Origin of the sequence: Streptococcus pseudopneumoniae (assembly GCF_001074565.1) — a bacterium.
Taxonomy (GTDB): domain Bacteria; phylum Bacillota; class Bacilli; order Lactobacillales; family Streptococcaceae; genus Streptococcus; species Streptococcus pseudopneumoniae_J.
The window spans coordinates 1-7,732 of the sequence record NZ_JUQX01000046.1 but is presented as its reverse complement, the minus strand read 5'-3'; the positions used below and the strand labels follow the sequence as shown (position 1 = coordinate 7,732).

The following is a 7,732-nucleotide window of genomic DNA, read 5'->3' as shown; positions in this document are numbered from 1 at the left end:
GGATGCTTGAATTCCCTTACTCTCTAGGAACCGATGATAAGAATCGTGTTGGTATTGCCAGCCCTGGTCTCTGTGTAAAATGGTATTTTCATAGTGTTTCTCTGTGAATGCCTGTTCTAACATTGTTTTCACTTGTTCTAAGTTTGGTGAAGTTGAAAGATTATAGGCGATAATTTCGCTATTAAAGCCATCTAAAACTGGTGATAAGTAAAGCTTTTGAGTACTTGCTGGAATGGCAAACTCCGTTACATCTGTATAGCACTTTTCCATTGGTTTAGCTGCTTCAAATTGGCGTTGAATGAGATTATCTGCTTTCTTGCCAATCTCTCCTCGGTAGGAAGAATACTTCCGTTTACGACGAATTCGAGCCGTTAGACCAAGGACCGTCATCAGACGTTGAACTTTCTTATGATTCACTACAAAACCACGATTTCTGAGTTAGAGAGTAACTCGGCGATAGCCATAATTTCCTTTATGTTCATTATAAATGGCCTGAATTTCGGTTTTTAAGATCTTTATCTTTATCAAGCCCATCTAGTTCCTTCAACTGATAGTAGTAAGTTGAGCGAGCTAAACGAGCCACTTCAAGAAGTAAATCTAGTCGAAATCCTCCTGAAGCCATTTCTCTAACTGTTTCTGCCTTTCTCGCTCTAGGGCTTCGTCCCTTTCCTCTAACTCTTTTAACTTTTTTAGGTAGGCCACCTCAGTCCGTAAGCGTTCATTCTCCTCCTGGAGTCGTTCTAATTCTGTCATTTCTTCCCAAGTTTTCTTTCGTTTACGTCCCATTTTAGCTGATCTCCCTCTTGTTTTCTCAACAATAGTATACCCGTTTTTCTTGTATTGTGCCAGCCAATTTGGAAGTAATCCACTACTTGGGAGAGTATAATCCAGAGATACGCTTAGTTGCGATCGCCCCTCAAGTAGGACTTTATCAATGATTTCTTGTTTTAATTCAGGGGAATAGTAACGATTTTTTCCTTTTTTGACGAATTCTATTCCGTAACGATCAATCAATTTAATCATGTACCTAAGATTAGAATTGTTTATCCCAAATTTATTTGAAAGCTGCTCTAAGCTATATCCTTGTTTTCTAAGTTCATAGATCTGAACTTTATCCTCATAACTCAATTTCATAGTAAAAACACCCCAAAAGTTAGATTTTTTCTGTCTAACTTTTGGGGTGCAGTTCAGATTTCCCGTTGCTTTTTTGCATGGTTGCGATAGCCTTGGTAAAATAGAATTGCTTAATAAACCATTTAGAAAGGCTATCCCATGCATGTTCACTATAACACAAATCAAACAACTTTACCACTAGAAATCAGTTCTTTCTTGCCACAAGACCATCTTGTCTTTACGATTGAAAAAGTGGTGAATACCTTGGAGGATAGTCACTTCCACACCTTCTATCATGCCTTTGGTCGCCCGTCTTATCACCCTAAAATGCTTGTGTCTACTCTTCTATTTGCCTATTCACAAGGGATCTTCTCTGGTCGAAAAATTGAAAAAATGATGATTGAAAATCTCGCTATACAGTACCTAACAGGACAGTTGGTTGTCAGCTATCGCACTATCAATCGTTTTCGTATCGCTGAAGGGATGGAAGAACTCATTCGTGATCTGTTCATCGACCTCAATCTTCGTTTAAAAATGGAAGAGTTAGTGACCTTAGATTGCTTGTTTATTGACGGGACGAAGATTGAAGCCAACGCCAACAAGTATAGTTTCGTGTGGAAAAAGGCAACGGATAAGTTTTCAGCCAAACTTCAAGAACAGATACAGGCCTATTTTCAAGAAGAAATCACTCCCCTGATCCATCAGGCGATTGCGCTGGATGAAAAAGAATCGATTACCTCAGAACAGTTGACCGAGTTCGCTCAAGTCCTTGAAGAAGAATTGGAAAAACTGAACCAAGACATGGAGGAGACACCCGTTAAAGGAAAGGATGAACGTAAAACCCAGCGTCGGAAACTCAAGAAAGTCCTTCGTAAAGTCAAGGATGATTTTTCAGTACGTGCTGAAAAATATGAGAACTATCAGGAGATATTTGAAGGGCGTAACAGCTTTTAGAGATTATCAAGAACTAGGTCAAACATACGGGATGTTGAGAGGATTATTAATCTTTATCCAAAGATAAATTAGCAAAAATGCTGTAGATATATTTTTATTTAATAAAATTTGAAAGGATTAACCTTTTTAGTAACAAACTTATTGCTTAAAATCATTTTTACTGTTACAATAATCTTAGGTATTATTTTTTGCTGTAAATATTTTAGGAGTGACAATGAAATTCAAAACTAAATATAAAAAGATTATTACTGGAATGCTATGTCTTATTCTAACATTCCTTTTATTACCGATTAAAAGTTTTTTTGCTGTGCAAGAAATTAAAGATAATACTGACCTTGCACATTTAGATACATATAAATTTAACTTAAATGTGAATAATATGGAGGTAATTTCAAAATCGAATGCTGTTAATCAAGCACGATTGAATAATCCTTACTACCAATCTTTAAGTGGTCAGATTTATCATAAACCTATGGAGAATTTTACCCTCAAAGTTGATAAAACCAATAAAAGCACTCAAGTATTTGAACAACCTTTAAAATTAAAATTTTCAAATGTTGGTGAGGTTTATGGAAAAAAGGTTGATGCTTATCTAACCATTAATCGTGTGACAGTTCATTATAATAATACAACACTAGGTGAAGCATCACTGAAGGATCCTACTAAGAAAAATGTCCAGTTTTTTAATGTTTCAGAGATTTGGGAAAATGGGGCATTTGAACTGGGGAATATCCCATATGTGGATGCTGCCCATAATGATATAATTGACCACGCCTATTGGATTGACGCAGATGTAACGGCCGAGCTGAAATATTCAGACGGATCAAATACGGATTTGAAGCTTGTAATGGTCCCATCTGATGTGGATGTGACTGTTGACGGGACAGAATCATTCTATATTAAAAACTATACATCCCAAGTAGATAAGACGGTAATGAATACCGCAAATGCTCTCAAAAAGGAAGTAAGTGGCGACAAAACAATTTGGCGAGCTACTAAAGGAACAGACGGCGATGCTTCCTACAATGTTGGTGGTCTAGCTGTTCGTTCGGTTAACAATAGTTTAGAATTTGGCTACCAGTCAACTGCCTACTGCTCAGCAGTATTTGGACTTTTTGTAGAAGGAAAGATTCCGGCACCAGTTAAAACGGTTGACCCCACACAAGCTCCAGCTAAAAAAGGACAGAAGATCACTTATACGGGAACTTTCAAGGTACCGACACCCGGAAAAGATGTTATTGGCTCACTTGACAGCTTAGATTTGATTGATACATTTGATGAACGACTAACCTATCAAGACCTTAAAGTCGAAGCAGATGGCAAGGTTTTGACGGAACATACGGATTACACTGTTACTGTATCAGGACAGACCGTTACTGTTAAAATGGCAGAAAAGTATCTTCAGCGAGCAAGTGGAGCTGATACGATAAAAGTTACATATAATACGGTAACAAATGAAAAAGTAGAGCAGAAAACATCGGGTGTTATCGAAAATACCGTAACATTGAAAGTTGATAATGTCCTAGTCCCTTCTAATAAGGTCAAAACAACTCTCCTTTACAATAAAACACATGAGTTCCAAAGCGGAACTCCAGGAATGACTCTACCTAAAGAGGTAACTGATCTAAACCACCTAAGGTATCAAAAATTCCAAATGGGACAACCGTAACACCAGATCAGCCCAAGCAAACGGAAGTCACCGTTCCAGAAGGAACATGGGTTTTCAAGGGGTACACGGAAAAAGAAAAGACCATTGATGGTGCAGATGTACACTTTATTGGTATTTGGGTTCTAAAGGCTTATAAGAAGATTTCTATTGAGAAAAAGTGGGTTGGTCCAGTAGCTGAGTCCGCAACTTTTAACATTTTGGTTGACGGCAAGGTAGTGAATGATGCAGATCACACGGTAACCTTAAATAAAACTACAGGCTGGTCATATACTTTTGACAAATTGTTGAAGTACAGCCTTGAGGACGGTCATGAGTACAAATATTCTTTAGCTGAAGTAAAAGTTAACAACTATAGTAGTAAGATAACTGGGGATGTAGATAAAGGCTTTATCGTTACAAATACGAATACAGAAAAAGTTACAGTAAAAGTTAATAAAAAGTGGAATGGACCTGAGAAAAATTCGGTAATAGTTAAACTAGTTATTGATGGTAAAGAGAGTGAGAAAAAAGTTGAGTTAACTGCCGCAACCAACTGGTCAGGTGAGTTCACAGATTTGCCGAAGTATAATGCAGATGGCGGTAAGATCCACTACACTGTAAAAGAAGTTCCAGTAGAAGGCTTTAAGAGTGAGATCGCAGGTGATGCCAACACTGGCTTCACTATCACCAATACATATATTCCTGCTGACCCTATTCAAGTTCCACTTGTTGCTGAGAAAGTATTAGAAGGGAAGCTACTTGAGGCGAATAAGTATCAGTTTAAACTTTTCAAAGTTACAAATGGCACTGAGCAGGAAGTAGAGACAGTTACCAATAAGCAGGATGGTAGTATCACCTTCACTCCTCTTACCTTTAATGAAGATGAAGTCGGAGAACACGACTATGTTGTCCGTGAGGTCATTCCAGCAGATAACGAAAAAGAAGCTGGAGTAACTTATGACAAGACAGAATTTAAAGTCAAAATCAAAGTTGAGAAAGCGTTTGGACGTAAACTAACAGCAACCATCACTAGAAGTCCAGAAGCGCTTGTCTTTAAAAATAAATATACAGCCAAGCCAGTGAACGTTCCTCTTTCTGTAACTAAGAAGCTGACTGGTCGCGAGTTAAAGGCAGGCGAGTTTGAATTTGTCTTGAAAGACAAAGCCGGCAAGACTGTTGAAACGGTGAAAAACACAGCCGATGGCCAAGTAAACTTCAGAGCTTTAGAGTTTACTAAGACGGGTACTTATGTTTACACTATTAGCGAAACAAAAGGGAATCTAGGTGGTATTTCCTATGACACACATCAAGTTACTGCAACTATTGAAGTAACGGATGACGGTTCTGGCCAACTTAAAGCCAAAACTAGTTATAAGGATAATAACCAAACCTTTAACAACACATACACAACTAAGAAAACTTCAGCTAGTCTTGAAGTGACAAAAGCTCTTTCAGGTCGTACCTTGAAAGCTGATGAGTTTGAGTTTGTCTTGAAGAATGACGAAGATGGCTCAGAAGTTCAAAAAGTGAAGAACACTGCTGATGGTAAGGTCGTATTTGCACCAATCGAATACACTAAAGCTGGTACATACAAGTACACTATCGTTGAAACAAATGCTGGACAAACTATTGACGGTGTAACATACGATAGTCTCGAAGTTAAAGTCATAGTAGAAGTTACAGACGATGGTGAAGGAAATCTTACTGCTAACGTAACATACCCAGCGGACAAAGAATTTAACAACAGCTACGGAGCTTCAAAAACTTCAGCTACTCTTGCAGTTAAGAAAACACTTACTGGTCGTGAGTTGAAAGCCGATGAGTTTGAATTTACTTTGACAGACCAAGATGGTAACGTGAAAGAAACAGTCAAGAATGACAAAGATGGAAACGTTAAGTTCTCAGCCTTGGAATTCGATAAAGCTGGAATTTTCACTTACAAGATTGCTGAAAAAACTGGAACTGCTACAGGCATCACGTACGACACAAAAACAATCACTGCTACAGTTACTGTAGCGGACAATGGTAAAGGTGCCCTTGAAGCAACTGTTACTTACGACGATGAAAAAGCATTCGAGAACACTTACACTCCAGCAGGGGCTACAAGTGTAATTCTTGGGGCTAAGAAAGTTCTTGAAGGTAAAGATCTTGAAGCTGGTAAATACAGCTTTGTTCTGAAAGAAGGCGACAAAGAGCTTGAAACAGTTACAAACGCTGCCGACGGAACAGTGGCCTTCTCACCAATCTCATATGATGAGAGTCAAGTGGGAACTCACAAGTACACCATCTCAGAAGTTGCTGGAACTGAAACAGGGATCACTTACGATAAGACAGTTCAAGAAGTTGAAGTAACGGTTGAGAAAGTAAGCGCGACTGAATTGAAAGCAACTGCTTCAAAAGAAGCGAACGATCTTGTATTTACAAACAAATACACTCCAGCAGGAGCTACAAGTGTAACTCTTGGAGCTAAGAAAGTTCTTGAAGGTAAAAATCTTGAAGCTGGTAAATACAGTTTCGAATTGAAGAAAGAAGACGGAACTGTTGTTGAAACAGTGACAAACGCTGCCGACGGAACAGTGACCTTCTCACCAATCTCATATGATGAGAGCCAAGTGGGAACTCACAAGTACACCATCTCAGAAGTTGCTGGAACTGAAACAGGCATCACTTACGATAAGACAGTTCAAGAAGTTGAAGTAACGGTTGAAAAAGTAAGCGCAACTGAATTGAAAGCAACAGCTTCAAAAGAAGCAAAAGATCTTGTATTTACAAACAAATACACACCAGCCAAAACTCAAGTTTCTGTGAAGAAAGCATGGGATGATAAGGACAACCAAGATGGTAAACGTCCAACTTCTGTCACAGTTAAATTGCTTGCAGATGGTCAAGATACTGGTAAAACACTTGAACTTAATGCCGCAAACGGTTGGGCTGGAAGCTTCACAGATCTTGATGCTGATAAGGGCGGTACACCTATCCAGTACACTGTAGTAGAAGTAACTGTTCCTGGTTACACTTCTAAGGTTACTGGTGACGCTGCATCAGGATTCACCATCACAAATAGCTATTCACCAGAAACAGTTGACATTAAAGCAACTAAGAACTGGGATGACGCGAATAACCAAGACGGCAAACGTCCAACTAAGATTACAATCAATCTTTTAGCAGACGGTCAGAAAGTTGATTCGAAAGAAGTTCAAGCAGCCGCAGACGGAACTTGGACTGTCGAATTCACGAAATTAGCAAAATATAAAGATGGTAAAGAAATCAAATACACTGTAACGGAAGAAGCCGTAGCAGAATACGAATCTACGATTACAGACTTTACCATCACAAACAAATATGCTCCTAAAGCAATCGACTACAAAGTAACAAAAGTATGGAACGATGCGAACAACCAAGACGGTAAACGTCCTGAGTCAGTAACGGTTCAACTTTATAAAAAAGTAGGAGATGCTGATCCAGTAGCCGTTGAAGGTAAGAAATTGACCTTGACAGCTAAGGATAAGACAGATGCCAACACTTGGGTAGCATCCTTCACAAATATTCCACAATACGAAGCTGGTAAAGAAATCACTTACTCAATCAAGGAAGTGGATGTACCAGCTGGTTATGAAGCCTCTGTAACTGGTCAAGTAGTGACTAACACTCACAATCCAGATACAGTTATCCTTTCAGGAACTAAGGTTTGGAAAGATAACAACAACCAAGACGGCAAACGTACAACATCTGTGAAAGTTCAAATTCTTAAAAACGATAAAGAAGTCGTTCAAGAGATTGAAGTATCAGAAAAAACTGGCTGGAAGTTCGAATCTAAGAAACTTCCTAAGTATGAGAATGGTCAAGAAATCAAGTACACTGTCAAAGAAGTGGCTGTTGCATCATACGAAACAACAATTACTCCAGAAAAAGACGGTAAGTATACGATTACTAACGAACATACACCAGAGAAAATTACTGTAAAAGGTAAGAAGATCTGGGATGATGCTAATAACAAAGACGGTATTCGTCCAGACT

The 7,732-nt window shown here is 38.6% G+C and carries 2 protein-coding genes and 3 pseudogenes; 4 read left to right on the top strand and 1 reads right to left on the bottom strand.

Annotation, left to right across the window (positions count from 1 at the left end; genetic code table 11):
- Positions 1–1,134: pseudogene (locus ADI74_RS10940) on the bottom strand (IS3 family transposase); the annotation flags it as partial.
- A 138-nt stretch (positions 1,135–1,272) separates the two neighbouring features.
- Between ADI74_RS10940 and ADI74_RS10935 the strand changes: the two are divergent.
- The 4 genes and pseudogenes from ADI74_RS10935 to ADI74_RS10930 form a co-directional block, all read left to right on the top strand.
- Positions 1,273–2,064, top strand: a pseudogene (locus tag ADI74_RS10935) (transposase); the annotation flags it as partial.
- A 217-nt stretch (positions 2,065–2,281) separates the two neighbouring features.
- Complete coding sequence (locus ADI74_RS07600) at positions 2,282–3,736, top strand: Sgo0707 family adhesin (protein ID WP_053092582.1); 1,455 nt, start codon at positions 2,282–2,284, stop codon at positions 3,734–3,736.
- Positions 3,715–3,798: pseudogene (locus ADI74_RS11485) on the top strand (SHIRT domain-containing protein); the annotation flags it as partial. The gene ADI74_RS07600 and the pseudogene ADI74_RS11485, both read left to right, overlap by 22 nt.
- A gap of 135 nt (positions 3,799–3,933) precedes the next feature.
- A partial coding sequence (locus ADI74_RS10930) for a Cna B-type domain-containing protein (RefSeq protein WP_239682815.1) occupies positions 3,934–7,732 on the top strand: 3,799 nt, incomplete at its 3' end.